Genomic DNA, 1,266 nt, shown 5'->3' with positions numbered 1-1,266 from the left:
CCCCTAGCCACAAGTCATCCCAATCTATTGCAACAGATGCGGGTTCGGTCCTCCAGTTGGTGTTACCCAACCTTCAACCTGCTCATGGCTAGATCACTCGGTTTCGGGTCTAATGCAACTAACTCAATCGCCCTGTTCAGACTCGCTTTCGCTGCGCCTACACCTACCGGCTTAAGCTTGCTAGTTACACTAAGTCGTTGACCCATTATACAAAAGGTACGCCGTCAGGCTTGCGCCCTCCGACTGTTTGTAGGCAACCGGTTTCAGGTTCTATTTCACTCCCCTTGTCGGGGTGCTTTTCACCTTTCCCTCACGGTACTTGTTCGCTATCGGTCATGCACGAGTACTTAGGCTTGGAGAGTGGTCTCCCCATGTTCAGACAGGATTTCACGTGTCCCGCCCTACTCTAGGACATCAAGTGTTCTACGCGTACGGGGCTGTCACCCACTATGGCCGCACTTTCCAGAGCGTTCCGCTTTATTCCTTGATGCCACTGGCCTGGTCCGCGTTCGCTCGCCACTACTTGCGGAGTCTCGGTTGATGTCCTTTCCTGCAGGTACTTAGATGTTTCAGTTCCCTGCGTTCGCTTCTTACACCCTATTTTATTCAGGTGCAGATACCTTATTAACAATGCTTGGAAACCCAAGCCGTCATCGCTGACAGTTTGGATTTTCCAAGCATTTAAGGTGGGTTCCCCCATTCGGATATCCATGGATCAAAGCTCATTCGCAGCTCCCCACGGCTTTTCGCAGCGTATCACGTCCTTCATCGCCTGTGCATGCCAAGGCATCCACCAATTGCCCTTACGACACTTAATCGTTCTCATTGCCAATGCTCATCATCTATTGGGTTTGGAATTCCTATCCTTCTCGCTTGCGCTCGAAGGGGTTCCAAACCTGACCATACGGACAAGCCGCATATCCAGACCCCAAAAACCAGGTTACCTTTTACAACCAGGTTCATTCGACAATGCCATCGACGTGTTCGACAAGTCTGCTTTATTGGAGCTACGCCGAGCAGCTCACTTGCAGCTTGTCTTAAGACCAGCTTCTCGAGATCAAATCCGGTACCGCGCGGTCAGGCAACGGTAATCCGACCGTTCATCAGAGGTGACCCGAAGGCGACCAACAACGAACGATCCAGAGTGACAAGCTTCCTTCCTACCTCCAATCCCTCACCAATCTCAGGCCGGCTAGGCCTTCAAAGGGTTCATCGGGAAAGGGCTCGGACATGGGTAAAACCCACACCTGGAAGCCTCCAGATCAA

At 51.9% G+C, this 1,266-nt stretch carries 1 rRNA gene; it reads right to left on the bottom strand.

From position 1 onward, the window contains the following. Positions 1-818, bottom strand: a 23S ribosomal RNA gene (locus L867_RS0120860); the annotation flags it as partial. Positions 819-1,266 lie beyond the last annotated feature (448 nt).

This window comes from Paenirhizobium selenitireducens ATCC BAA-1503 (genome assembly GCF_000518785.1).
Lineage (GTDB): Bacteria > Pseudomonadota > Alphaproteobacteria > Rhizobiales > Rhizobiaceae > Allorhizobium > Allorhizobium selenitireducens.
This window is presented reverse-complemented; position numbering and strand designations above follow the sequence as displayed.